The sequence below is a fragment of the Anaerocolumna sp. AGMB13020 genome, assembly GCF_033100115.1.
Taxonomy (GTDB): domain Bacteria; phylum Bacillota; class Clostridia; order Lachnospirales; family Lachnospiraceae; genus Anaerocolumna.
In genome coordinates, this window is record NZ_CP136910.1 from 4,363,183 (window position 1) to 4,388,191 (window position 25,009).

Below are 25,009 nucleotides of genomic sequence, written 5' to 3' on the forward strand. Positions count from 1 at the left end.
GCAGGTGAGAAAGTTTAAAGTAAGTTTTCTGTTTGTATATATATTTCTTGGGTTATTGGCTGTAATCTACATAACGCCGTTGTTATGGGTCATATTAGTTTCCTTTAAGACAAATGCGGAAATTTTCAGCAGTCCCTTCCGTATTCCAAGGACACTCCAATGGGATAATTACAGAGTGGCCTGGACAGCCGGAAAATTAGGACTTGCAACCCTGAATTCTGTAATAGTCTGTGTCATTACACTGGCAGCAAGCATGCTCCTTGGAGCGATGGCTGCCTTTGCCATTGGGCGTATGAGATGGAAGTTCGCCAATTCTGCTATGGGATATTTTCTTATTGGAATGATGATACCGGTGCATTGTGTACTAATACCACTGTTTGTTGCCTTCTCTAACTGGCGGCTGACTAACAGTCTTTTTTCCTTGATACTCCCTTATGTAACTTTTTCTTTACCGATGACTATCTATATTCTGGTGAATTTTTTCCGTGGTATGCCAGGAGATATGTTTGAAGCGGCTTGCATTGATGGCTGTTCTATTTACGGCAGTTTTTTTAAGATTGCCTTGCCTTTGTCTAAGACGGGTCTATTCGTTACCGGCCTTATGACCTTTGTAAGTAACTGGAACGAACTACTCTTAGCAATGGTGTTCATATCTGATGCGGCCAAGAAGACACTTTCTGTGACGCTAACGTATTTTGTGGGTCCTTATTCAACAAACTATACTCAGATGTTTGCTGCTATTGTAATAGCGGTGGTTCCCTCCATTCTGGTATATTGCTGTTTCAGCAATCAGATTGTGGAAGGATTGACGGCAGGAGCTGTAAAAGGTTAAAAAGCCATTGAAAAAACGGCTGGAATTATCTATACTTTATAGGAGGAATTTGGAATGTGGCGGAAAACTACTTGCACCTCAGAAGGGTGCAATGAGTTTTCAGACATGCAATGGTATTGACTTTGTACATAGGTAATAGGAGGTATGCATTAGCAGTATGCGATACCTAACGACGACAGTACATTTTATTGGAATAACGGGTGCTGAATAAACTTATCAAGACAGTACTGGGATATACATGAGTTAGAAGGAGCAATACGGATATGAAATTATCACGTGAATTTTATAGACAGGACGGCATAAAGCTTGGAAAAGCTCTTCTTGGAAAGGTACTGGTTCATGAATCGGAGGAGGGCATAACCAAAGGAATCATTGTTGAGACAGAAAGTTATATGGGAGTAATCGATGCAGCAGCCCATTCATATAAAGGAAAAAGAGATGGCAGGTGCAATATCCAATACAATGAGGGGGGCTATGCCTATATTTTCATGATATATGGAATGTATAATTGTATGAATATTGTAGCCAATAAAGAAAATATACCGGAGGTGGTACTCCTTCGGGCACTTGAACCGCTGGAAGGCATTGATATCATGGAAAAAAGAAGAAAGAATGCCAAATTAAAAATGCTTCTTAATGGGCCTGGGAAATTGTGTCAGGGAATGGGAATTACCAGAGAACATTATGGTCTTGATCTGTGCAGCAGCAAATTATATCTTGAAGAACCGGCAAATTCAGAGGAATTTGAGATAGAAACCTCCAAGCGGATCAATATCGATTATGCGGGGGAAGCGAAAGATTATCTCTGGCGGTTTACCATTAAGAACAATCCTTATGTATCGGTTAAAGTAAAGTGAACAAATCGGAAAAGACCCTTAGATGGCATAAAATTCCTGTAGGAGAGAAGCAGGTTGTTAATAATTTTTTCTCAAAAACTATGGACTAATTTGACTTTTTATGAGAGAATAAGTGCGGTGTTAAAATAATAACATACTGTCTGCTTACAAAAGCATAGATGGCAGGGGATTTAAGCCTGCCTGCAAGGCGGTATTACCGCATTTATGAGGCATTCATAACCCCATATCCGCGACTAGATAGTAGATACTGCAAAATTGATGTACATTGAAAGGAGTCTAGACATGATTTATTCACATGAAGTAGAAATGATGTGTCCGGTTGCGCAAGGCGTTAACCACGGTGCAGCACCAATCCCAGAAGAAGCAAAATGGGTACAGGCCAGAGAAGTGAAGGATATTTCCGGTTTAACACACGGTGTTGGCTGGTGTGCACCTCAGCAGGGAGCCTGTAAATTGACCCTGAACGTAAAAGACGGTATTATCCAGGAAGCACTGGTAGAGACCATCGGATGTTCAGGTATGACACATTCAGCAGCTATGGCAGCTGAAATACTTCCCGGAAGAACTGTTTTAGAAGCACTTAACACAGACCTTGTTTGTGATGCTATCAATACAGCTATGAGAGAGCTTTTCTTACAGATCGCTTATGGTAGAACTCAGAGTGCCTTCTCTGAAGGAGGACTTCCAATCGGAGCCGGACTTGAAGACTTAGGAAAAGGTTTAAGAAGCCAGGTTGGTACTATGTATGGTACTTTAAAGAAAGGTCCCCGTTACCTTGAAATGGCAGAAGGCTATGTAACCGGAATCGCTCTGGATGAGGAAGATCAGATAATCGGTTATCAGTACGTAAATCTGGGCAAAATGACAGATTTCATCAAAAAAGGTGATGACCCTACAACCGCTTATGAGAAGTCCAAAGGACAGTACGGACGTGTTGCGGATGCTGTGAAGATCATTGACCCCAGAAAAGAATAACCGAAGGAGGATACATAAAATGGCTTTATTTGAATCATATGAAAGAAGAATAGATAAAATCAATGCTGTATTAAACAGCTATGGAATAGCTTCCATCGAAGAAGCAGAACAGATTACAAAAGCAGCCGGTCTTGATGTATACAACCAGGTAAAAGGTATTCAGAATATCTGTTTTGAAAATGCCTGTTGGTCTTATATTGTAGGCGCTGCAATCGCTATCAAAAAAGACTGCAGAAAAGCAGCAGATGCTGCTGCTGCAATTGGTGAAGGACTTCAGGCTTTCTGTATCCCCGGTTCTGTTGCTGACCAGAGAAAAGTTGGTTTAGGACACGGTAACTTAGGAAAGATGTTATTAGAAGAAGGCACAGAATGCTTCGCTTTCCTTGCTGGTCATGAGTCTTTCGCAGCAGCTGAAGGTGCTATCGGTATCGCGCTCTCCGCGAACAAGGTAAGAAAACAGCCTTTAAGAGTTATCTTAAATGGTCTTGGTAAAGATGCAGCTCAGATTATCTCCAGAATCAACGGCTTTACTTTCGTAGAGACACAGATGGATTACTATACAGGAGAGGTGAAGGAAGTATACCGTAAATCCTACTCCAATGGAGACAGAGCAAAAGTAAACTGCTATGGTGCAAACGACGTAACGGAAGGTGTTGCAATCATGCACAAGGAAGGTGTTGACGTTTCCATCACTGGTAACTCCACTAATCCTACAAGATTCCAGCATCCAGTAGCAGGTACTTACAAAAAAGAATGTCTTGAGCAGGGTAAGAAATACTTCTCCGTAGCTTCCGGCGGCGGTACAGGCAGAACACTTCATCCTGATAACATGGCAGCAGGTCCTGCTTCCTATGGTATGACAGATACTATGGGTAGAATGCACTCTGATGCTCAGTTCGCAGGTTCTTCTTCCGTTCCCGCTCACGTTGAGATGATGGGTCTTATCGGAATGGGTAACAACCCTATGGTTGGAGCCACTGTAGCGGTAGCGGTTGCGATCCAGCAGGCTGCTGATGCAGGTAAATTCTAAGCTTTGCTTGTTGAATAGATTTTAATATAATCAAGTTTGGTTCAAAACTTGCCCACTGCCCACGGTTTGTCCGCTACGGATAAACTGGTGGGCAGTTTTTCTGGATACATCTATTATTATTAGTATATTTATAAGCAATCATAGAGGGCAAAAGGAGACAAGGATGGGAAAAAATTATAGCTATGGTATAAGGTTTTGTAGTAAGCTCCATGCAATTCTTTAGGTGAACTCATCAATACGCATGGGGCGTTATGTTACAGTAAAGAATTGCATTATAAATTATAGTTTTAAGATAAATAAAAATTATAAAATATAAAAGGAGCAATTCAAATATGAAAATAGATTTGATTTTATGCAATAAAGAAACAGGCTTTGTAATAAAGAACATGTACCCGCTATATCTGCATGATTTGGCTGAAATCCATGATACACTGCCTAATCGATATGGTATCTTTGAAGAAGATGAGACACGCACTTTAAGCGAGCAATATGATACGCAGAATATCTGGTTTGAAAATCCGGAAGAGCTTTTTCCCTATTGCATAACCGTTGATGGGATTCCGGCAGGCTTCTGCCTCATAGCCAGTGGTAAATACGTATCAAGAGAAGTGGACTATTGCGTCCACGAGACCTTTATTTTGCGCCCCTATCGAAGCAAAGGCATCTCTCAGGAGGCGGTTATCCGTATTCTTGATAAACACAGAGGGCGATGGATGCTTGATACCAGTTCAGAGGATATTAATAGCCGTGCTCAATTGTTTTGGAGCAGAATGATATTGGCCTATACAGGAGGGATATATCAGGTAGAGAAAAGAATAATTCATAATATGCCAAGACTGGTATTCACTTTTCATAATCAGTAAGGGCGTTCATACCTTACCGTCTGGATATAACGAGCCATAGAAAAACAATTATGAGCCAAGAAGAACATTTACAAGCCAAGAAGAACAATTACAAGTCAAGAAAGACAATTACAAGTCAAGAAAGACAATTACAAGTCAAGAAAGACAATTACAAGCCAAGAAGAACGATTACAAGCCAAGAAAGACGATTACAAGCCAAGAAGAACGATTACAGGCCAAGAAAGATAATTACAAGCCAAGAAGATACGATTACAATCCAAGTGAGAAAACGGTTACAGTAACAAATCAAGTAAAGAGATGTGACCAATATCGAAAAGGTTTCCGTAATTCAATTGACATTACAGAATATGGATACTATAATAAAACTAAATAAATAATTCGGGAGCTTGTGTGCAGGCTGAGAGGAAACAATAGTTTCGACCGTACCTGATTTGGATAATGCCAACGTAGGGAAGTATAACATGGATGAACTGTATTTATGGGATATACCTGCGGGTATATCCCTTTTTGGTGTTATTTATTGACAAAATACAGAAAGGATAAATAAAAATGTCAGTTAAAAAGCTATCATTGGCAGGGGTTCTAACCGCTTTGGGAGTAGTATGCTCAACCTTCTATATTCCGGTCGGTGCCTCCAAGGTTTTTCCGGTGCAGCATTTCCTTAATGTGATTGCCGGTGTAATGCTGGGGCCGGTATACGCAGTTTCCATGGCTTTTGTTACCTCTGTGGTTCGCAATATCATGGGAACGGGAAGTATCCTGGCTTTCCCCGGGAGCATGTGCGGAGCTTTTCTCTGCGGAATACTCTATAAATACACAAAAAAGCTTGGAGCAGCTTTATTGGGAGAGGTTGCGGGTACAGGAATTTTTGGAGCTCTTTTAGCCTATCCTGTTGCAGCGATGTTTTTATCCGGTAAAGGAGCTTTTTACGTTTTTGTAATACCCTTTGGTATCAGTTCCTTCGCTGGCGCCATAATATCCGCAGTGCTCCTGTTATCCTTAAGTAGAAGCGGGATATTACAGAAACTTATTCACAATGAACAACTTTAAATAGTTAAAATATGAAAGAAGGTAATAAAAAATGAATTATCATACACAGATGGAAGCAGCCAGAAAGAAGATACTTACAAAGGAAATGGAGATAGTCTCCCAAAAAGAGGGAATGGATACCGAACTGCTCATGGAACGGGTCTCGGCAGGGCGTATTGTCATTCCAGCTAACAGACTGCATACTTCACTGAGCCCGGAAGGTATCGGAGAAGGCTTAAAGACAAAAATCAATGTCAACCTGGGAGTCTCAGGAGATTGCGCAGATTATGAAAAGGAATTTGAAAAAGTCAGACTTTCCCTTGCGTTTGGTGCCGAGGCTATAATGGATTTAAGCAACTACGGCAAGACCAATACCTTTCGGAGACAGCTGATAGAGTACTCAAAGGCTATGATCGGAACAGTTCCCATGTATGATGCAATAGGCTACCTGGAGAAAGATCTTATGGATATTTCAGCTAAGGATTTTCTGAGGGTGGTAGAAGCACATGCCAAACAGGGAGTGGATTTTATGACCATCCATGCTGGAATCAACAAGAGGGCAGTTGAAACCTTTAAAGCCTCCCATCGTTTAACTAATATTGTATCCAGGGGAGGTTCTCTGTTGTTTGCATGGATGGAGATGACAGGAAATGAAAATCCCTTTTATGAATACTACGATGAAGTACTGGCACTGTTAAGAGAATATGATGTTACCATCAGTCTGGGGGATGCGCTTCGACCAGGAAGTATTCATGACAGTACGGACGCCGGACAGCTGGGAGAGTTAATTGAATTGGGACAACTGACCTTAAGAGCCTGGGAGAAGGATGTACAGGTAGTGGTGGAGGGACCGGGGCATATGGCAATAAATGAAATTGCTGCCAATATGACCCTTCAAAAACGCCTGTGCCATGGTGCACCGTTTTATGTTCTGGGGCCTTTGGTAACGGATATTGCACCTGGCTATGACCACATTACATCTGCTATCGGAGGTGCCATTGCTGCTGCAAACGGTGCGGATTTTCTCTGTTATGTCACCCCTGCGGAGCACTTAAGGCTTCCGGACCTCTCCGATGTAAAGGAAGGAATCATGGCAACCAAAATAGCTGCTCATGCGGCGGATATTGCCAAAGGTTTACCGGGAGCAAGAGAGCAGGATAACCGTATGAGCGATGCCAGAAGAAGAATTGACTGGGAAGAAATGTTTGCTTGTGCTCTTGATTCTAAGAAAGCAAGGGAATACTTTGAAAGTGCACCGCCATCAGATAAGCACAGCTGCTCCATGTGCGGCAAAATGTGTGCAATGAGAACCACTAACAAAATATTGAACGGTGAAAAGGTAGAAATACTATAGAACTACTCTATAAAGGAAGGAAATAATGGTACATACTATTTTTGAGGGGAGTTTCAGGAGATTGCGGGAGAGGGCACCTCATATTCACTGTATCACCAACTATGTTACCGCAAACGACTGTGCTAATATATTGCTGGCCTGTGGCGCTTATCCGGTAATGGCAGATTTTTCGGAGGAAGCCGAGGAAATAACGGCAGGCTGTGAGGCTCTGGTAATCAATCTGGGAACGATAAATGACAACAGATTATCGGCTATGCTAAGGGCAGGTAAACGGGCAAATGCACTTTTGCACCCCGTACTTTTAGATCCGGTGGGAGTGGGAGCCTCTGCCTACCGCTTAGAGGCGGCTTTTCGATTGCTGAAGGAAATAGACTTTAGCGTCATCAGAGGAAATGCATCGGAAATAAAGACGTTGTATAAAGGAAGCGGCAGCTCAAAAGGAGTGGATGCGGCAAAAGAAGACAGCCGTATGGAAAATAATCCAGAGGAAGCCTGTAAAGCGGCACGGGAGCTTGCCGGAAGGACCGGTGCAGTCATTGTTCAGACGGGAGAAACAGATATTCTTGCAGAGAAAGAAAAGGTCTTTTATCTTGGAAACGGACATGCCTCCATGTGTAAAATAGCAGGAACCGGCTGTATGCTTTCGGCAGTTATCGGAGCTTTTAACGCCGTTTATCCGGAAGAACCCTTAAGGGCCGCAATAGCAGGAACTGCAGCAATGGGAATAAGCGGTGAAATTGCTTTTGCGAGAATGCTAGAGAGGAAAGAGGGGACAGCTTCCTTAAAAATTCATTTAATGGATTGCATCAGTAATATGGAGGAGGAACTCCTGAAAGAACGTATTTTACTGACAGAAGACCTGAAAGGATATAGAGAATGGACAAGTTAAGGGATAAAATGCTTTTATATCTGGTTACAGACAGAACCTGGCTTAGAGCGAAGCAATTGGCTGAGCAGGTAGAAACCGCCGTCAGAGCGGGAGTAACCATGGTACAGCTGAGAGAAAAAGAACTTTCCTTTGATGCTTTTACCGCAGAAGCGCTGGCAGTAAAAGAAGTGACGGACAGATACCGGATTCCCCTTATCATAAATGACAGAATTGATGTGGCGGTGGCAGTGGATGCCGCCGGTGTACATCTGGGACAGAAGGATGGAGAGATTGCAAAAGCAAGAAAGATACTTGGAAAAAATAAGATAATTGGTATGTCAGTTCATAATGTATGGGAAGCGGCAGAAGCGGAGCGAGAAGGGGCGGATTATCTTGGGGCAGGTGCAGTCTTTGGTTCTTCTACGAAAACGGATGCTGGTCTGTTGTCCTTTGAAACCTTAAAAGACATATGCCAGGAGGTATCCATACCGGTAACAGCCATCGGAGGAATCAACAGTGAAAATATCTGCAAATTGTCAGGCACCGGTATAAGCAGCGTGGCTGTTATTTCTGCAATTCTTGGAAGCAGGGATATTAAGCAGGCAGCGGCAGAAATGAAAAGGCTTGCAAAACAGATAATTATATCTTCTTAGAAACGTTAAGGAAGGAAAGAAAGGAAACAGACAGCTTATGCAGAAAGTACTTACGGTTGCAGGCTCCGACTGCAGCGGAGGAGCAGGAATTCAAGCAGACCTAAAGACCATTACTGCCCACGGACACTATGGTATGAGCGTAATTACAGCCCTAACGGCACAAAATACTCTTGGTGTTTCCGGAATATATGAAGTCAGCCCCCAGTTTGTTGAGGAACAGTTAAACCGCATCTGTGAAGATATCTATCCGGATGCAGTAAAGATTGGTATGCTATATAACGCAGAAATCATGAAGTGTCTGTGCAGGAAAATCAAAGAATACCGGCTGAGAAATATTGTATTAGATCCGGTGATGGTCTCCACTAGCGGAAAAAGTCTTTTGAAGGAAGAAGCCGCAGCTATTTTAATCGATGAACTTCTTCCCCTGTCCCATGTCTTTACCCCAAATCTGTATGAAGCCTCTGCTGTCAGTGGTATCTCCATTCGAAGCAAAAGTGATATGCTTGCTGCGGTACAAAAGATTGGCAGCAGATATGACGGATATATTTTGATGAAAGGAGGACATCTGCAGGAATGCTGTGATGACCTGCTGTATAAAGACGGAGAAGTATACTGGTTACGGCAGGAGAGAATCGACAACCCGAATACTCACGGAACAGGCTGCACTTTATCCTCAGCCATTGCCTGTAACCTGGCAAAAGGAAAAGAAACCAGAGATAGTATTACGGCTGCCAAAGAGTATGTAACCGGTGCAATCAGAGCAAATCTTAAGCTGGGGAGGGGGAACGGGCCGTTAAACCATGTCTGGAATTTGCCATTATATTGAAGGCAGGTTTCAAAGCCGATGGATAACAGAAAATTACGAAATCCAGAAATGTAGAAATATATGTAGAAATTTAAACTGGAAAAATTGATTAATGAAAAAGTACATAAATGAAAAGCACATAATGAATAGTTGATAAATGAGAAATTAATAAACGAATAATTGGTAAAAAAAAATTCATCAATGAAAAATGCTCTATGAACTGAACATGAAAAAATCGATTATCTGTAAAAATATTCATGATTGAAAAATAGGTTGCCTGAGAATTCACCAAAAGCTGTATTATAAGCTGGGAGATCTCAGGCAACCTTTTTTGAGAGGTAAAGAGGATTGAGAAGTATAAAAAAAGGCATAATTATAGAATGTGTGGGGATGTTAAACCTGTGTAAAATATAGCAAAACAGGAAAGAAACAGCAGAAAAAATACATATATTTACATATAATCACGAAGATGTCGAAATTGTTAAGTTTTTTGTAAGTTTGTTTACTAAATTGTAAAATTAATTAAAGCTTACTTAATGGTATTATTTTTAAAATAGTTTATAATACATTCTCGTAGCCTATTTTTTATATAGGAATATTCAATATGGCATGGACCATATAATGACAACAAGAGGGAGGACAAAGCAGTGGTTTTTAGCAGTCTGGAATTTATTTTTAGATTTTTACCGTTGTTTTTAATAATTTATTATGTTATGCCTGCCAGGTTTCGGAATGCTGTTCTCTTTCTCGGGAGCCTGTGTTTTTACGCTTGGGGAGATTTAAAATATCTCGCTTTGATTCTTATATCAATTCTGGTCAATTACTTAGCGGTCAGAGAAATGAAGCGTAATAAAGTATATTCCAGGATATGGCTCATTGCAGCACTGCTTTTTAACTTTGGAGTTTTGTTCTTCTTTAAATACATAAATTTTGCTATTGAAAACATCAACGTACCTCTTAAAGCCATAACACATGGAACGGGTATAGCCTCCCTGGAATTGGGGCTGCCTTTAGGAATCAGTTTTTATACCTTCCAGGCAGTAGCTTATGTAATTGACCTTTATCGAGGGGATTGTAAGGAAAACCCAAACCTGTTCCGTTTTGCCACATATCTGGTGATGTTTCCAAAATTGGTTTCCGGACCCATCGCTGTATACGGAGACATGGAAGACCAGTTAGAGGAGAGAAGGTATGGCCTGTTCAAATTTGAAAAAGGCTTAAAACTTTTTGTAGTCGGACTAGGTATGAAAGTACTCATTGCTAACCGTATCGGCATACTCTGGAATGATATACAGACCATCGGGTTTGAAAGTATTTCAACGCCTCTTGCCTGGCTTGGCTCTTTCGGTTACAGCTTACAGCTTTATTTTGATTTTCAGGGTTATTCCCTCATGGCGATTGGAATAGGGCGAATGCTGGGCTTTCATCTGCCGGAGAACTTCAATCATCCCTATATGTCCAAATCAATGACAGAATTCTGGCGCAGATGGCATATGACACTGGGAGCATGGTTTAGAAATTACGTGTACATTCCCCTTGGTGGAAATCGTAAAGGAAACAGACGATTGGCCATTAATATGCTGGTAGTATGGCTCTTGACCGGTTTATGGCATGGAGCCAGCTGGAATTTTGTGTTATGGGGCCTGGTACTATTTCTATTGATATTGCTTGAAAAGCTGTATTTCAAAAGAATTCTGGATAATTCAAGGATTATAGCAAGAATCTATATGCTTCTGGCTATTCCGCTTACCTGGACATTATTTGCTATCAGCAATTTAAGGGATGCGGGGATATATTTTGGCAGGATGTTTGGGATAGTTCCTGGCATAAATGTCAATGCTGGAGACTTTTTGAAGTATCTTGGGCAATATAAATGGTTGTTTTTGGTGGGATTATTCTTTTGCTTCCCTTATGGTAAGAGATTGTTTGAGAAATTTCAGAACAGTATCTTCTGCACAGCCTTTTTGTTCCTGGTCTTCTGGTACTCCATCTATCTCCTGGCCAACGGAGTTAACAATCCCTTCCTGTATTTCCAGTTTTAATCGTAGACTTCTAGACTTTTGATTATATACCGCCACAGGCGGAAGATTGTGAGTGAATTATGAAACATTTTAGGAATTTAAAAAGATATCACTTCCTGTTTGCGGTAGCAGCCAGTACACTGCTTCTGAGTATCCTTGGATATGCCGGCAAGAACAGCGTTTATGCTGATTACGCTGTTGATATAGTAAAGGTTCCACAGCTTGCGGTTGTATTTGAAGGATTAAAAGATGGAAAATATCCATGGAATATCCCAGGGGATAAACAAGAAGATTTAAAGGGTGATGGGCAGCTGACCGCTGATTCCGAAAAAACAGGTAACGAAACAGAGAATCCTATAGGAAATGCAGAGGCTTCAGGCAATCCAGCAGATAATAGCAAGGCTGACAGGCCTGGAACCGTAAAGAAACCCGGAGAAGGAAATAAAGGATCAAATGAATCTGGAGAAGGAAATAAGGGATCAAATGAACCCATGGATTCAGATAAAGACACCGGGAAAAATATCAATACGGGTATTGATAAAGATAATCAGACTAACGGAAAAGATGGCAGTACTGTTAAGGACGGTTCCGGAAATGAAAATACCGGAAAAGACAGTACGGAAAAAGGCAGTAACACGGAAAAAGGCAGTAACACGGAAAAAGGTAGTATTCCGGAGAACAATAGTACTACGGATAAAAACAACAACAACCCAGGCAAGAACAGCGAAAGTACCGGCAAAGGTGACAAACCGGTAAAAGGCAGCGATACGGATAAAAAGAATGATGCTGGTAAGAATACAGATAAAGACGGCAGTGCCGGCAAAGACAACAATTCAAATTCTGGTACAAAAGCAGACTTTAAGTATGAGACCGTAGAAAAAAGTTACTTCAAGGATGCACTTTTCATCGGTGATTCCAGAACAGTAGGACTCTCAGAATATTCCGGCTGGACAGAACCGACTTATTTTGCTGACGTAGGTCTTACGATTTACGATATCTTTAAAAAGGAAGTTGCCGAAGTGAATGGAAAGAAGCTTACAGTTGACAAAGCTTTGGCAAAACAGAAATATGGTAAGATCTATATTATGCTTGGAATCAATGAATTAGGAACAGGAACCACCAAAACCTTTGTTGCAGAATATAAAAAGGTGCTTGATGAAATTCAGAAGCTTCAACCCGATGCTATAATCTATATTGAAGGTATCATGAATGTGACCAAGAAAAAATCAGACACCGATCCGATCTTTAACAATAAGAACATCAAGGACAGAAACAATGGAATTGCAACCCTGGCTGATAATAAGTCCACTTTCTACATTGATGTGAACGAAGCAATAACAGATAAGACTGGTGGTATACCTGAAAAATATACCTTTGACAGTATTCATCTGAAAGCAGCCTATTATAAGATATGGACGGAATTTCTACTAAACCATGGTGTCGTTAAATAATTTAGATAAATAAAGGATCGTTCCCTTTTTATCAAATTAAGGCTGTTGCAGCTGGTTAACTGTAATAAGATAGTCTGAAGTATAGCTTATCTTACAGTTAAGAGCCGTAACAGTCTTTTTAGAATAATACATATCATATTATTACAAATCAAAGAGGAATGGGAGGAAGAAAGATAAGTCAAGGTTCAATGGAGGCCCAAGAACAAGCAAGTCAAGGTTCAATGGAAGCCAAGAACAAGCAAGTCAAGGTTCAATGGAGGCCAAGAACAAGCAAGTCAAGGTTCAATGGAAGCCAAGAACAAGCAAGTCAAGAGGCTCGAGGGAAGACATGATTAAGCATAATCAAGGCTCGAGGGAAGCCAAGAACAAGCAAATTAAGGCTCAAGGGAATCTGGCAGAGGAATTTCTTCACAAGAATAAACTTCTTTTGATTTCTCTTTTTTACGACCGACATTCTGCACGAACTCAATAAGAAAAGATGAGATAACTACCGTTACAAGGGAGTATACAATCCGTTGCAGCGGAATATAAAGCAGGGATAAGCTTAATACTACAATATCAGTAGCCAGGTATGCTCTTGATAATCTGCATCGGGTAAATTTTGAAATAATGAGTGCCAGGGCATCATCGCCTCCGCTGGAACCCCCCTGCCTTATAATCAAGCCGACACCTGTTCCCACAAAGATACCGCCTGCTATGGCAGCAACCAGGGGGTAAGGAGACAGATTGGGAAGAACTGGCGGGAACTGTTCCCACAGCCTGAAGAAACCGGCAAGGCTTAAGGTTGAGAGAAAGGATACCTTGATAAAGTTCTTGCCAAGATAACGAAAGGCAAGTGCATAGCAAAGGATGTCAAGTATAGGGGTCAGCAGTGACGGAGAGAGACCAAGCTGGTTATTTAATAACAGAATCAGTCCGATTACTCCGCCCTCTGTAATATTTGCCTGCTGGTGTATATTATAGACACCGAAGGAACCCATCGCAGTACCCAGCAATATGGCTCCAAAGCCTTTTAAGGTCAATAGTCCTTTATTATTATCTATAAATTTCGTAATTAATCTTTTTCCTAACATAACAGTCAACCTTTCAAATTTACCTGGAATTTTGGTTCAGGTGTTTTTTTGGGGTTTTTATCCATAAGTTGAATTAATCCCTACCATTCCATTTTAAACTCTGGTATAATACTAATGTCAAGTGCTTTATTTTACTGATAAAGCGGCTTAAAAATCAGTGCCAGAATGGGGGGAACCGTGAAAGATTATTATAAAATAAACGAAATCTCCAAACTTTATGGAATCGGAGTGGATTCTCTAAGATATTATGAAAGAATCGGAATCTTAAAGCCAAAAAGAGATATCAACGGATATCGTCTTTATAGCCTGAAGGATATCTACAAGTTAAATATCATATCGGATCTTCGTCAGTTGGATTTCTCCATGAAACAGATCAAGGAATATCTTGATCATCAAAGTATAGATAATACCATAGCTTTACTCTATGAAGAACAGGAGTACATCAAAGAGCAGCTAAAGAAACTCAGGGAAAGAAAGCAGATAATGAAAGACCGAATTGAGGCTCTGAAATCTGCAGCCAGAATTACAGCAGGCGAATATGTGGTAAAGGAGCTGCCGCCCCGCCCCTGTGTAAGACTGAATGAGTATATCACCAGAGATGAAGAAATGGATTTTGCTGTAAAGAAGCTTCATAGAAAGCATGAAAATAAAATAAGAGATTTTGGAAATCAGTCCATTGGTGCAGTAATGTCACTTGAGGATCTGGAAAGAGGTCTCGTAAATGTATACCGCAGCATTTTCTTTATTCTGGAGCATACAGAGGAGGCATATGATTTTATGCTTCCCGAGGGCAGATATCTGTCCTGCTGTTACAGGGGAGACTACCGGCAAAGTACGGAACGCATTAGTAAGATGTTAGACTATAGTAAGGCGCAGGGATTTACCATATCCGGTGACCCCTTTGAGATATATGTAGTAGATAATCGGGAAACCATGAAGGAAGAGGAATTTCTCACAGAAATTCAGGTACAAATATTCGATCCAATTTATCATTACTAAGATGTGACGAAACTGTTTATCGATGTGAGGAAACTGTTTATCGATGTGACGAAATTGTTTATCAATTTGAGGAAGCTGTTTATTGATGTGACGAAACTGTTTATCGATGTGACGAAACTGTTTATCAATGTGAAACATAGTATATCAATCTGACGAAATCTGCATATTGAATGACGGAATACATCATAAACCAGGCTGAACCTTTCCTTTATTGGCTTCAAGCAGGAAGTGGTAGCAGGGGGAATTTAAGCTGTGCATTGAAACTTCACCGTCCGGTGCAATACTATCATACAGATTGGAAGTAAGACGGGTACTATATACCTTCAGACACACCTTTAGGGAAAACGAAACGAATAAAACATAGAATGGGTTATTGCTTGTCGCTGTTAAGCGAGATAAGAGGAGATTATGAGTAGAAGAAAACAGCTAAAAATGAGAAAAGTGGGCTTAGAGCACCTGGAACAATATAATCAGCTTCTTCGATATGTCTTTCAGGTTACTGACAGAGAACTCCATCAGATCGGCTGGGAAGAGAAAGAGATGATAAGAGCCAAATCTCCCATCCTTGAGCAGGCGGACGTACTGGGATGGTTTGATGATGATAAATTAATATCACAGGTGGCAGTCTATCCTTTTCAGGTCAGAATCTTTCATAAGACCTACGATATGGGTGGTCTTACTGGAGTGGGCACCTATCCGGAATATTCCGGTCAGGGACTCATGCATAAGCTATTATGCCAGGCCCTTGAGAATATGCGAAACCGTAAGCAGTCTATTTCTTATCTATATCCCTATTCCATTCCTTATTATAGAAGGAAGGGTTGGGAAATCATATCAGATAAGATTACCTTTGAGATAAATGATTATCAGCTGCCAAAAAATAAAAGGGTATCCGGTGAGATTGAGAGAGTTCCTGCTGAAAGTGAGCAGGTCAGAGAAGCTTATGAGCGTTTTGCACTTCAGACCCATGGTGCGATGCTTCGGGGAGATCTTGCCTGGAATGAGTATTGGCTCTGGGATACAGACGATTTAATGGCAGCTATCTATTACAATGAGGATGGTGAGCCGGACGGTTATGTGCTCTATTGGATAGCAGATGAAATCTTTCATATAAAGGATATGATATTTGTCCATGAAGAAGCCAGAAGCGGGCTCTGGAATTTTATCAGTGCTCATTTTTCCATGATTTCAAAGGTTACGGGGAATATCCATACCGATGAACCACTGGCATTTCTATTGGAGGATGCAGATATCAAGGAGACCATTTCACCTTATTTTATGGCACGAATCGTAGATATTGAGATGTTCATAGCTCTTTATCCTTTTAAAGCAGATACTGCTGACAGGAAATGGACCTTTACCCTGGATGATCCGCTTCTTTCCTGGAACCAGGGAACCTTTATATTGCATATTTCGGCTGAAGGAAAAGGGGAGATTCTTAGAACCTCCCAAAAAAGCAGTGATAAGATAGATATACAGACAATGACAACCATGCTTCTTGGATATAAACGCCCGGATTATCTGAATAAAATCGGACGTTTAAGCTGTAGCCCTGACACTGTGGATATGTTGGAGGATGCCATTGAACAGCAGACACCTTATTTCTCTGATTATTTTTAAATAATATCTTATTTTAAAATTATTTGCGAAGGAAAAGACTGCAACTGCAGATATAAAAGGAGGAAGGCCAGCCGGTATAACCGTCTGGCCTCATATGAAAAAAAGATTATGTCAGCAAGGTGGGGAACCTTGTTTATTGCTATATAGGTAGTATACTGTTCATAAATGTACTTAATATGAATGGTTATTGAAAAGATTGTGAATATTTTTATTTAAATAAACTTCGTAACCTTTAAAACAACGAAAAGATGACTCCCTTTTTTCATAATAAGATAGCTGATTTATGAACCTGATGCGATAATTACTTACCTTACATTTCTGTATACATAAATTATTCTTGGCTGCAGATACTAACTGAAAAGCAATTTTATTATTCTATCATTTTTCGGTGGAGATAAGATTGGTTTTGGTGGACAAACTCATTTAAACTCAGCAATTCTTATCAGCGCTTCTCAAAGATTAATGGCGCAGAAATGGGGAATACATGGAAAAGGCTTCTGAAAAACAGCAGCAGCGCAAGGAAAAAGAAAAATTTAATACGTCAACGCAGAAAGAAAAACCGGAAAACCAGAATCAGACTCATAATGTGGTAAGAGAGGGTATCGGTCCTCAGAATCAGAAAAGATGAGTTAAAGGAGCTGTTATTTGAAATAATGTTGCGGTTAGAAGCCTCTTGGCTTTCCTCCACACACCGGCTGATCGACATATTGTAAACTTCGTTTGCTGTAATCGTACAAAATTGTTCGCTTATGCATCCCGAATTGGCAGATGTTCCTTCAGTCAGTGCATTACGGGGAAGCTAAGAGGCTTCTTACTGTTTGGCATCCTTTGGCATCATCAGCCTCTCTTATACATGTAAAATTACATACTATTTCATTTCTTTATATCTTCTTAACACGTTTGCTGCTTATCTGAACACCCCCTTAACCAGAAATTTGTTATTATCTATTTACGGTGACACCAAAACATCAGTAATACAAAACATGAATACCAGAACATTCGTAATGAAAATAGCAAAGATAGGAGTGGAAACAATGGGAAGTGTAATAATCCTTACAGGAACAGCAGGACTTTGCCTACTGGGATACCTGTTTTATGTCTTATTTCGAGGTGAAAAATTATGACAACGATACTAATACAACAGGTAGGATTTTTGATGATATTAATACTGCTGTCAATACCGCTGGGGTTATATATCAATAAGGTAATGAACGGGGAAAAGGTCTTTCTGACCAGGTTTATGGAACCGGTAGAGAAGGGCTTCTATCGGCTTATGGGGATAAAAGGGAATGAGGAAATGAGCGGGGGGAAATACGCTCTTTCAGTACTTATGTTCAGCCTGGCAGGTTTTGCTTTGCTGTTCTTGCTCTTATTATTACAGGGGTATCTGCCCTTTAACCCGGAAGGAATGAAAGGAATGAGCCCTGACCTGGCGTTTAACACCGCTGCAAGTTTTGTAACCAATACAAATTGGCAGGCTTATTCCGGTGAAGCAGCTCTTTCCTACCTGTCACAGTTTCTGGGACTGACAGTACAGAATTTCCTGTCAGCAGCTGTGGGGATTGCAGTATTATTTTCCCTGATCAGAGGTTTTGTCCGTAAGGAGATGAAAACCATCGGTAATTTCTGGGCAGATATGACCAGAGCTGTACTGTATGTATTGCTTCCCCTTTCCTTTCTGCTGGCTATCCTTTTAGTATCCCAGGGAGTGGTGCAGAGTTTTTCCTCCTATAAAGAAGTTACAACTCTTCAGGAGGGTACAGCTCAGGTACTGCCTTTGGGGCCGGCAGCCAGTCAGATTGCCATTAAGCAGCTTGGAACCAATGGCGGTGGTTTCTTTGGGATGAACTCTGCTTATCCTTTTGAGAATCCAACAGCCTTTTCCAATCTGTTGCAGCTGTTATCTATTTTATTGATTCCCGCGGCCCTTTGTGTAAGCTTTGGAAAAGGCGTTAAGGACAGAAAGCAGGGAAGGGTAATCTATATGGTTATGGCTGTATTGTTTACAGCGGCTCTGCTTATTACAACGGTAAGTGAAGAATATACGGGACCTGCTTATGCAGGTGTTACGGCAAGTGGAAATATGGAAGGAAAAGAAGCCGTTCACGATGTGGGGATGTCCTCGTTGTGGGCAACGGCTACTACCGCTGCCTCCAATGGCTCTGTAAATGCGATGCATGACAGCCTTACGCCTCTTGGAGGTCTGATGCCATTGTTTCTCATGCAGCTGGGCGAAATCGTATTTGGTGGTGTGGGAAGCGGCTTGTACGGAATACTTGCTTATGTGCTGCTGGCAGTATTCATAGCGGGACTTATGGTAGGACGTACCCCGGAATATCTGGGGAAAAAGGTTGAACCTTTTGATATGAAGATGGTGTGTCTGCTGATACTGATTCCACCTTTAGTATCCCTTCTGGGCACGGGCGCAGCGGTGTTAATGCCGGGAGCAGTGAGCTGGCTAACCAATTCCGGGGCACATGGATTTTCAGAAATACTTTACGCTTTTTCCTCAATGGGGAATAATAACGGCAGTGCCTTCGGAGGATTTACGGCAAATACTCCCTTTACGAACCTGACCGGAGGTGTAATTATGCTTCTTGGAAGATTTATACCTTTAATAGCAGTAATCTATCTTGGCGGGAATATGGCCGGAAAAAGGACGGTTGCAGCAAGTGAAGGTACCCTGCCGACGAACAACGGCATGTTTGGGGGGTTATTAATTGGAGTTATTTTAATCGTAACAGCCCTTAGCTTCCTGCCGGCTCTCGCCCTGGGTCCGATCGCGGACTTTTTCACCACTCGTTCATAAAGGCTATAATCGAGGGAACGTGATAGTCATAACACCCTTAGGTGTTACCTTCGCAGACAATGAGAAAGGCATGGTCATGATTATGAAAGAAAAGAGTTTTGACAAAAGTATTTTATCAGATGCAATATTGCAGTCATTTATGAAATTGAATCCGGCAGCGCAGTTACGGAATCCTGTTATGTTCGTGGTATATGTCGGTGCTATATTTACATCATTTCTATTCCTGTTATCCTTTGCTGGGATAAAGGATGAAAGCAGTGGGTATACCTTTGCAATAGCAATGATTTTATGGTTTACCTGCCTCTTTGCTAACTTTGCGGAAGCAATTGCGGAAGGGAGAGGCCGGGCACAGGCAGAGTCCCTAAAAAGTGCAAGAAAGGATGTAAAAGCAAGAAAATTAATTTCGCCCTCCGATGTGAAGAATTATACAGAGGTTATATCAAGCAGCCTGAAAAAAGGTGATATTGTTTTTGTGGAGGCCGGAGAGCAGATTCCAATGGACGGCGATGTCTTAGACGGTGCAGCTTCCGTGGACGAGAGTGCCATTACAGGTGAATCTGCGCCGGTAATCCGTGAATCCGGTGGTGACAGAAGTGCCGTTACCGGCGGTACCACCCTTGTTTCTGACTGGCTCATCATTCGAATTACAGCAGAAGCGGGAGAGAGTTTTCTGGATAAGATGATAGCAATGGTGGAAGGTGCAGCAAGAAAGAAGACTCCCAATGAAATTGCTCTGCAGATACTCCTGGTGGCCTTAACCATTATCTTTTTGGTTGTAACGGCTATGCTGCTTCCCTTTACCAGATTCTCCAGTATGCTAGCAGACAGCGGAGCCCCCATTTCCATAACAAATATAATTGCCTTGCTGGTGTGTCTGGCGCCTACTACCATAGGAGCGCTGCTATCCTCCATCGGTATAGCCGGTATGAGCCGTCTGAATCAGGCGAATGTACTGGCTATGAGCGGAAGAGCCATTGAAGCCGCTGGAGATGTGGATGTACTGCTCCTTGACAAGACCGGAACAATTACCCTTGGTAATCGTCAGGCCAGCGAATTTCTTCCTTTACAGGGAGTGAGTGAAGAAGAGCTTGCAGATGCAGCGCAGCTATCTTCTATTGCCGATGAGACAGCAGAAGGCAGAAGTATTGTTATTCTTGCAAAAGAAAAATTCGGTATCAGAGGAAGGGAATTGCAAAAGCTTCAGGCGTCTTTTATTGAATTTACGGCTAAAACCCGTATGAGCGGTATTGATTTTCAGGGAAATGAAATCCGTAAAGGTGCAGCAGAAGCAGTGAAATCCTATGTTACTGAAAAAGGCGGTGAATACACAGAGGAGTGTGACCGTCTTGTAAAAGAAGTGGCGAAAGCCGGTGGAACTCCGCTGGTAGTGGCTAAAAATGAGAAGGTACTGGGGGTAATTTATTTAAAGGATATTGTTAAGAATGGTGTGAAAGAGCGGTTTGAGGATTTGCGCAGGATGGGCATCAAGACAATAATGATAACCGGAGATAATCCGATGACCGCAGCAGCTATAGCAGCAGAAGCGGGAGTGGATGATTTTCTGGCAGAAGCAACACCGGAAGCCAAATTAAGCCTCATCCGTGATTACCAGACCAAAGGACATCTGGTAGCCATGACAGGAGACGGAACCAATGATGCGCCAGCCCTTGCGCAGGCAGATGTAGCGGTAGCCATGAATTCTGGAACCCAGGCTGCCAAGGAAGCTGGAAACATGGTGGATTTGGACTCCAATCCTACCAAGCTTATTGACATTGTGCGAATTGGAAAACAGCTGCTGATGACCAGAGGTTCACTGACAACCTTTTCTGTAGCCAATGATGTGGCCAAATATTTTGCAATAATACCGGTGCTATTCTTCTCAATTTATCCGGAGCTTTCCGTGCTTAATTTTATGGGGCTGACCAGTACCGTAAGTGCCATATTATCCGCAATCATCTATAATGCTTTAATTATCATAGCGCTTATACCTCTGGCATTAAAAGGGGTAAAATACAGAGAACTGCCTGCGGTTAAGCTATTGCAGAGAAACTTGCTATTCTATGGACTCGGTGGGATAATAGCCCCTTTCATTGCAATAAAGGTAATCGATATGCTGCTTTCAGCTTTCGGAGTCGTATAGTGCGGGTAATATAACGAAGAAATAGTCAGAGCACCCTGGTACAGAAAAAACTGGTGAGACAAATTTATATATACAGTATTTTGCATGGAACAAGGATTGGTTGTGGAAAAAGGAAGGATTATTAATATGAATAGTATAAAGAAAATAATAAGACCTGTTGCAGTAAGTTTACTAATGATGACTCTTCTCTGCGGTGTATTTTATACCGCAGCAGTAACAGGAATAGCAGGAATCTTCTTTCCGGTAAAGGCGGAAGGTAGTATAATAACAGTAACCTTAGCAGATGGAAGCACCAAAGAATACGGTTCGGCGCTGATAGCACAGGAATTTACCGAAACAAAGTATCTTATCGGACGTCCTGCGGGCACCAGTAACCTATCACCTGCCAGTAATGAACAAAAGGAACTGGTACAGGAAAGAATTGAGTGGTGGCACAGTATTGATCCGGCGAATCAATTGGAGCTTCCAGCTGATCTGGTAACGGCTTCTGCAAGTGGAGTTGATCCAAACATCTCTGTTGCGGCAGCCAGGTATCAGGTAAGCCGGATAGCAAAAGAGCGTGGTATGGGGGAGGAAGAGGTGCAGGAAATAATTGATAAATATACAGATAAGCCCTTTCTGGGTATATTCGGAGAAGCGGTGGTCAATGTATTAAAGGTCAATCTGGCACTGGATGGATTGCTATAGGGATAAGCAAATTTGCAGAGGTAAAAACTGTGATATAATTAGTTAAATGTGTGAAAGTGAGAAAGCCATGGATGTTACAGATAATCGTCCTGACCCGGAGGCAATTTTAATAAAACTTCAGGTGAAGGATGAAAAAGAAGGCGGAAAACTTAAAATATTCTTTGGATATGCAGCTGGTGTAGGGAAAACTTACGCTATGCTTGATGAAGCACTGGAACATTACAGGTGGGGCAGTGATGTACTGGTGGGTTATGTGGAACCACATGACAGACCTGAGACCCTTAAATTTTTGGAGGAATTACCTGTATTGCCTCCAAAAAGCATAAGCTACAAGAATATGGAACTGAAGGAATTCGATCTGGATGAAGCCTTAAGGAGAAAACCTAAGCTGATTCTTGTTGATGAGCTTGCGCATACCAATGGGGAAGGCTCCAGAAACCGGAAGCGTTATCAGGATGTAGAAGAGCTCCTTCATGCCGGAATTGATGTATTTACAACAGTAAATGTCCAGCATCTGGAGAGCCTTAACAATGTGGTTGAAGATGTAACGAAAGTTACAGTTAGAGAAACAGTTCCGGATTATATCTTTGATCAGGCGGATATGGTCAAGGTTATCGATATAGAGCCGGAGGAGTTATTGCAGCGTCTTAAGGAAGGAAAGGTCTATCACAAGGAAAGAGCCAGAACTGCCATGAGTAATTTCTTTGCAGTTGAGAATCTGAGAATATTAAGAGAAATAGCTTTGCGAAAGGCAACTGACCGTATCAGTAACGAGAATCAAAGTGAACGTATTATGCAGGAGAAAATGGCGAATACCAAATTCCTGGTCTGTATCAGCGGTTCACCCTCGTCGGCAAAATGTATCCGTTGGACTGCCAGAGCCGCAGAAGCTTTTCACGCGCACTGGATTGCTATTTATGTAGAAGATGAGGATAATCTTTCTGCAGAGCAGAAACAGACAGTTCGTAATAATATGGAGCTGGCAGAGAAGCTGGGGGCAGAAGTAAACACCCTTATGGGGCATGATATAGCAGAAACCATTGCAGAATATGCCAGATTGGCTGGGATAACAAATATTGTTGTAGGGAAAAGCCGGAATAAAAAGACGATTAGGAGTCTCTTTGAAATGGACTTTGAGGATCGGCTGATAGCGCTGTTACCGGCCATTGAGGTACACATTATACCGGATAATACCGGTGTCAGGAGCTTCCACCCTCAGAAAACACAGAGATTTCGGGACCTTCGACTTAATTTGAAGGGCAGGGATTGGCTTAAGACCTTTGGGATACTCCTTGCTGCCCTGTTACTATGTGAAGGACTTCAGTTCTGGGAGTTTGGTGATCAAAATGATGTTATGATTTTTATACTGTCCGTTTTGATTATATCGAGAATAACAGAAGGATATTTTTATGGTGTCTTTGCCTCCTTATTAAGTGTACTGATATTCAATTTCTTCTTTACCCAGCCTTATTTTACTTTTAATGCCATTGAAAACGGCTATCCCCTTACTTTTGTAATAATGCTGTTTATCTCACTTATCACCAGTGCACTTACCGTTCGGATTAAGCGGCAGGCCAGATTTGCTGCAGAAAGAGAACACCGTATTGAGGTATTATATGAGATAAATAAAAAGCTCCTTGTAACAAGAGGTACCGAAAATATTATCGCATTGGTATTGGATTACAGTGTGAAGCTTTTTGAAAGGTCGGCCATTCTATATATCCAGGATGAAAATGGTGAAATGAAAGGGAGCTATTCGCCGTTTCCGGAGGAGAAGGATTCCTTTATGCTGGCAGAAGATGAGAAGGCAGTAGCTCATTGGGTATTTGTAAACGGGAAAAAGGCCGGGGCCGGTACAGATACCCTGATGGGGGCCGGAGCCTTCTATGAGCCGGTATTATTCCAGGGAAATGTTCTGGCAGTTATCGGGTTATCCTGTAAGAATGGAAACATGGATCATAACAATCGTCTGTTCTTACGGATGATTACACCGCTGGTGGCTATGGCTTTTGAAAGGCAGAGGTTGAGTGATGAACAAAGGAATATATTAGTGGAGACAGAAAAAGAGAAGATGCGGAGCAATTTGCTGCGGGCTATTTCTCATGACTTAAGAACTCCACTTACCGGAATACTTGGTGCAAGCTCGGCAATTCTGGAAAATGAAGGTTCTATCAATGCAGATACCAGCAGACAGCTTATAGTGAATATCAAAGAAGATTCCCAGTGGCTTATCAGGATGGTGGAGAATCTTTTGTCCGTAACCAGAATCAATGAAGGAACTATGAATGTTACAAAGACACTGGAGGCAGGAGAAGAAATCATAGCAGAAGCAGTAAGCCGTATACGCAAAAGGTATGGTGAGAGGAACATTCAGGTCAAGGTACCGGAGGAATTCTTAGAAGTGCCTATGGATGGAACCCTCATTGCCCAGGTGTTGATTAATCTTCTTGAAAATGCCATTAAGCATTCCAGGGAGGAAGCTCTTATCGAAGTTTCCTTAAGAAAGAAAGAACAATGGGCAATATTTGAGGTGCTTGACAATGGAGAGGGTATCACAGAAGAAGATCTGCCTTCTCTGTTTGAGGGATATACAGCTCTTGGCGGTAAGGCATCCGATTCCGCTAGAGGACTGGGAATCGGGCTGTCAATCTGCCGGTCTATTATAAAAGCACATCAGGGAAGAATGGAGGCGGAGAACCGCTCTGGCGGCGGGGCAGCTTTCCGGTTCTTGCTGCCACTGGAGGAGAATATATCCTGAGCATTTCTTAAACATGCTCCTGACTGCCATAACTACAAGAATGCTCAAGGCCATTCCCGCAGCAATACTGGTGTATGTGTAGCGGTATTACTTTTGTTATAGTATAGTTGTTTTTGTGACTAATATGTTCTTTTGCAGTGGGACGAAATAAACCGCAAACCTGTTTGCATTATGAAAAGAATATG

General features: G+C 41.7%; 21 protein-coding genes and 1 riboswitch. Of the genes, 20 read left to right on the forward strand and 1 reads right to left on the reverse strand.

The annotated features are described in order from the left end of the window. Positions 1-4: 4 nt before the first annotated feature. The 12 genes from R2R35_RS18090 to R2R35_RS18145 all read left to right on the forward strand — a co-directional run bounded on the left by R2R35_RS18090 (position 5) and on the right by R2R35_RS18145 (position 12,738). Entirely contained in the window at positions 5-832 is an 828-nt protein-coding gene (locus R2R35_RS18090) for a carbohydrate ABC transporter permease (protein WP_317731236.1), read from the forward strand. A 263-nt stretch (positions 833-1,095) separates the two neighbouring features. Then, entirely contained in the window at positions 1,096-1,689 is a 594-nt protein-coding gene (locus R2R35_RS18095) for a DNA-3-methyladenine glycosylase (protein WP_317731237.1), read from the forward strand. A 282-nt stretch (positions 1,690-1,971) separates the two neighbouring features. Beyond that, positions 1,972-2,664 carry an iron-sulfur cluster assembly scaffold protein gene (locus R2R35_RS18100; RefSeq protein ID WP_317731238.1) on the forward strand — a complete coding sequence of 231 codons (693 nt, stop codon included), beginning with the start codon at positions 1,972-1,974 and terminating at the stop codon, positions 2,662-2,664. Between the two features lie 19 nt (positions 2,665-2,683). Next, positions 2,684-3,694, forward strand: a complete 1,011-nt coding sequence (locus R2R35_RS18105; protein WP_033168102.1) for a GGGtGRT protein — start codon at positions 2,684-2,686, stop codon at positions 3,692-3,694. A gap of 332 nt (positions 3,695-4,026) precedes the next feature. Continuing rightward, positions 4,027-4,557, forward strand: a complete 531-nt coding sequence (locus R2R35_RS18110; RefSeq protein ID WP_317731239.1) for a GNAT family N-acetyltransferase — start codon at positions 4,027-4,029, stop codon at positions 4,555-4,557. 368 nt (positions 4,558-4,925) lie between these two features. After that, positions 4,926-5,027, forward strand: a riboswitch (TPP riboswitch). A 73-nt stretch (positions 5,028-5,100) separates the two neighbouring features. Next, entirely contained in the window at positions 5,101-5,607 is a 507-nt protein-coding gene (thiW, locus tag R2R35_RS18115) for an energy coupling factor transporter S component ThiW (RefSeq protein WP_442872300.1), read from the forward strand. 31 nt (positions 5,608-5,638) lie between these two features. Then, positions 5,639-6,940, forward strand: a complete 1,302-nt coding sequence (gene thiC, locus R2R35_RS18120; protein WP_317731241.1) for a phosphomethylpyrimidine synthase ThiC — start codon at positions 5,639-5,641, stop codon at positions 6,938-6,940. A 25-nt stretch (positions 6,941-6,965) separates the two neighbouring features. Continuing rightward, entirely contained in the window at positions 6,966-7,829 is an 864-nt protein-coding gene (gene thiM, locus R2R35_RS18125; protein WP_317731242.1) for a hydroxyethylthiazole kinase, read from the forward strand. Further along, positions 7,817-8,461, forward strand: a complete 645-nt coding sequence (thiE, locus tag R2R35_RS18130) for a thiamine phosphate synthase (RefSeq protein ID WP_317731243.1) — start codon at positions 7,817-7,819, stop codon at positions 8,459-8,461. The genes thiM and thiE overlap by 13 nt, the downstream gene beginning before the upstream one ends. A 37-nt stretch (positions 8,462-8,498) precedes the next feature. Next, positions 8,499-9,287, forward strand: a complete 789-nt coding sequence (gene thiD / locus R2R35_RS18135) for a bifunctional hydroxymethylpyrimidine kinase/phosphomethylpyrimidine kinase (RefSeq protein ID WP_317731244.1) — start codon at positions 8,499-8,501, stop codon at positions 9,285-9,287. Between the two features lie 818 nt (positions 9,288-10,105). Continuing rightward, positions 10,106-11,308 carry an MBOAT family O-acyltransferase gene (locus R2R35_RS18140; protein WP_317731245.1) on the forward strand — a complete coding sequence of 401 codons (1,203 nt, stop codon included), beginning with the start codon at positions 10,106-10,108 and terminating at the stop codon, positions 11,306-11,308. 59 nt (positions 11,309-11,367) lie between these two features. Next, entirely contained in the window at positions 11,368-12,738 is a 1,371-nt protein-coding gene (locus tag R2R35_RS18145; RefSeq protein WP_317731246.1) for a GDSL-type esterase/lipase family protein, read from the forward strand. 374 nt (positions 12,739-13,112) lie between these two features. Here R2R35_RS18145 and R2R35_RS18150 read toward each other — a convergent pair whose 3' ends face one another. Next, entirely contained in the window at positions 13,113-13,811 is a 699-nt protein-coding gene (locus tag R2R35_RS18150) for a YitT family protein (protein ID WP_317731247.1), read from the reverse strand. 177 nt (positions 13,812-13,988) lie between these two features. Here R2R35_RS18150 and R2R35_RS18155 point away from each other — a divergent pair, with 177 nt between their 5' ends. The 8 genes from R2R35_RS18155 (at position 13,989) to R2R35_RS18185 (ending at position 24,824) form a co-directional block, all read left to right on the forward strand. After that, a complete protein-coding gene (locus R2R35_RS18155) occupies positions 13,989-14,810 on the forward strand; it encodes a MerR family transcriptional regulator (protein ID WP_317731248.1) in 822 nt (273 codons plus the stop codon). Positions 14,811-15,218: 408 nt separating this feature from the next. Beyond that, positions 15,219-16,430, forward strand: a complete 1,212-nt coding sequence (locus R2R35_RS18160; protein WP_317731249.1) for a GNAT family N-acetyltransferase — start codon at positions 15,219-15,221, stop codon at positions 16,428-16,430. Between the two features lie 484 nt (positions 16,431-16,914). Beyond that, complete coding sequence (locus tag R2R35_RS18165; protein ID WP_317731250.1) at positions 16,915-17,058, forward strand: hypothetical protein; 144 nt, start codon at positions 16,915-16,917, stop codon at positions 17,056-17,058. Positions 17,059-17,464: 406 nt separating this feature from the next. Continuing rightward, a complete protein-coding gene (locus R2R35_RS24755; RefSeq protein WP_442872253.1) occupies positions 17,465-17,554 on the forward strand; it encodes a potassium-transporting ATPase subunit F in 90 nt (29 codons plus the stop codon). Next, positions 17,551-19,239 (forward strand): potassium-transporting ATPase subunit KdpA, encoded by a 1,689-nt coding sequence (gene kdpA, locus R2R35_RS18170; protein ID WP_317731251.1) that lies wholly within the window; start codon positions 17,551-17,553, stop codon positions 19,237-19,239. Before R2R35_RS24755 ends, kdpA begins: the two co-directional genes overlap by 4 nt. Before the next feature lie 82 nt (positions 19,240-19,321). Continuing rightward, positions 19,322-21,379 (forward strand): potassium-transporting ATPase subunit KdpB, encoded by a 2,058-nt coding sequence (gene kdpB, locus R2R35_RS18175; RefSeq protein ID WP_317734814.1) that lies wholly within the window; start codon positions 19,322-19,324, stop codon positions 21,377-21,379. A 126-nt stretch (positions 21,380-21,505) separates the two neighbouring features. Continuing rightward, positions 21,506-22,066 carry a K(+)-transporting ATPase subunit C gene (gene kdpC / locus R2R35_RS18180; protein ID WP_317731252.1) on the forward strand — a complete coding sequence of 187 codons (561 nt, stop codon included), beginning with the start codon at positions 21,506-21,508 and terminating at the stop codon, positions 22,064-22,066. 67 nt (positions 22,067-22,133) lie between these two features. Then, positions 22,134-24,824, forward strand: a complete 2,691-nt coding sequence (locus R2R35_RS18185; RefSeq protein WP_317731253.1) for a sensor histidine kinase KdpD — start codon at positions 22,134-22,136, stop codon at positions 24,822-24,824. Positions 24,825-25,009: the final 185 nt, after the last annotated feature.

Coding starts and splice junctions, on each gene's coding strand:
- R2R35_RS18095 (WP_317731237.1), top strand. CDS start 1,096: ATGAAATTATCACGTGAATTTTATAGACAGGACGGCATAAAGCTTGGA.
- R2R35_RS18100 (WP_317731238.1), top strand. CDS start 1,972: ATGATTTATTCACATGAAGTAGAAATGATGTGTCCGGTTGCGCAAGGC.
- R2R35_RS18105 (WP_033168102.1), top strand. CDS start 2,684: ATGGCTTTATTTGAATCATATGAAAGAAGAATAGATAAAATCAATGCT.
- R2R35_RS18110 (WP_317731239.1), top strand. CDS start 4,027: ATGAAAATAGATTTGATTTTATGCAATAAAGAAACAGGCTTTGTAATA.
- thiC (WP_317731241.1), top strand. CDS start 5,639: ATGAATTATCATACACAGATGGAAGCAGCCAGAAAGAAGATACTTACA.
- thiM (WP_317731242.1), top strand. CDS start 6,966: ATGGTACATACTATTTTTGAGGGGAGTTTCAGGAGATTGCGGGAGAGG.
- thiE (WP_317731243.1), top strand. CDS start 7,817: ATGGACAAGTTAAGGGATAAAATGCTTTTATATCTGGTTACAGACAGA.
- thiD (WP_317731244.1), top strand. CDS start 8,499: ATGCAGAAAGTACTTACGGTTGCAGGCTCCGACTGCAGCGGAGGAGCA.
- R2R35_RS18140 (WP_317731245.1), top strand. CDS start 10,106: ATGAAGCGTAATAAAGTATATTCCAGGATATGGCTCATTGCAGCACTG.
- R2R35_RS18145 (WP_317731246.1), top strand. CDS start 11,368: ATGAAACATTTTAGGAATTTAAAAAGATATCACTTCCTGTTTGCGGTA.
- R2R35_RS18150 (WP_317731247.1), bottom strand. CDS start 13,811: ATGTTAGGAAAAAGATTAATTACGAAATTTATAGATAATAATAAAGGA.
- R2R35_RS18160 (WP_317731249.1), top strand. CDS start 15,219: ATGAGTAGAAGAAAACAGCTAAAAATGAGAAAAGTGGGCTTAGAGCAC.
- R2R35_RS18165 (WP_317731250.1), top strand. CDS start 16,915: ATGGAAAAGGCTTCTGAAAAACAGCAGCAGCGCAAGGAAAAAGAAAAA.
- R2R35_RS24755 (WP_442872253.1), top strand. CDS start 17,465: ATGGGAAGTGTAATAATCCTTACAGGAACAGCAGGACTTTGCCTACTG.
- kdpA (WP_317731251.1), top strand. CDS start 17,551: ATGACAACGATACTAATACAACAGGTAGGATTTTTGATGATATTAATA.
- kdpB (WP_317734814.1), top strand. CDS start 19,322: ATGAAAGAAAAGAGTTTTGACAAAAGTATTTTATCAGATGCAATATTG.
- kdpC (WP_317731252.1), top strand. CDS start 21,506: ATGAATAGTATAAAGAAAATAATAAGACCTGTTGCAGTAAGTTTACTA.
- R2R35_RS18185 (WP_317731253.1), top strand. CDS start 22,134: ATGGATGTTACAGATAATCGTCCTGACCCGGAGGCAATTTTAATAAAA.